The organism is Streptomyces sp. A1277, from assembly GCF_004795015.1.
Taxonomy (GTDB): domain Bacteria; phylum Actinomycetota; class Actinomycetes; order Streptomycetales; family Streptomycetaceae; genus Streptomyces.
Genome location: NZ_SSBI01000107.1, coordinates 1 through 809 on the forward strand (window position 1 = coordinate 1; position 809 = coordinate 809).

General features: G+C 72.1%; 1 protein-coding gene. It reads right to left on the reverse strand.

Features of this window, described 5'->3' with window-relative positions; all coding sequences use genetic code 11:
- Window positions 1-809, reverse strand: an 809-nt coding sequence (locus tag E6R18_RS33855; RefSeq protein WP_136320685.1) for a transposase, incomplete at both ends; no start/stop codon positions are given.

An 809-nucleotide genomic window follows, 5' to 3' on the forward strand; every position in this document is an offset into this window, starting at 1 on the left:
GCGGTAGACCTCGCGGGCGACGAATCGCTTGAGACAGCGCATGATGTCCTTCTTCGAGAGCCCTTCCTTCGTGCGGCGTTCAACGTAGGCGCGGGTGCGTTCGTCGAAGCGCATGCGGGTCAGCACGATGGTGTGGAGGGCGTTGTTGGCGGCCCGGTCGCCGCCTCGGTTAAGGCGGTGTCGGTGGGTCCGTCCGGAGGACGCCGGGATCGGCGCGACCCCGGCCAGGTGTGCGAACGCGGCCTCGGACCTCATGCGTTCGGGGTTGTCTCCGGCCGAGGCCAGTAGCTGGCCGGCGGTCTCGGGTCCGACACCGAACAGCTCCAGCAGCACGGGGGCGGCCTGCTTGACCAGTGGGCCGATCTCGGTGTCCAGCTCGGCGATCTCGTCGTCCAGGGCCTGGTGGCGGCGCGCGAGGCGGCGCAGTGCGGCCCGGGTCGCCGCCAGCGGGCGGGACAGGTCGTCGCCGGGCCGCAGGCGGGACAGGGTGCGTATCAGCATGGCCCGCTCCAGGCCCGCGACCTGCTCGCGCAGCATGGCGGGGGCCGAAACGAGCAGGCCGCGAATCTGGTTCATCGCCTGGGTGCGGGCCTTGACGGCGCTGCGTCGCGCGGTCCGCAGCACCCGCACCGCCTCGACCACACCGTCCCGGCTCTTGGGGATCCCGGTGGCACGGCCGGACAGTACGGCCGTTGCGGCCGCGTAGGAGTCGATCGGGTCGGACTTGCCTTTCATCCGCCGGGTCTTGCGGTCCGGCCGGTCGACGTCGATGACCGTGACCCCGGCCGCGGTCAGCACCCGGGCGAGCT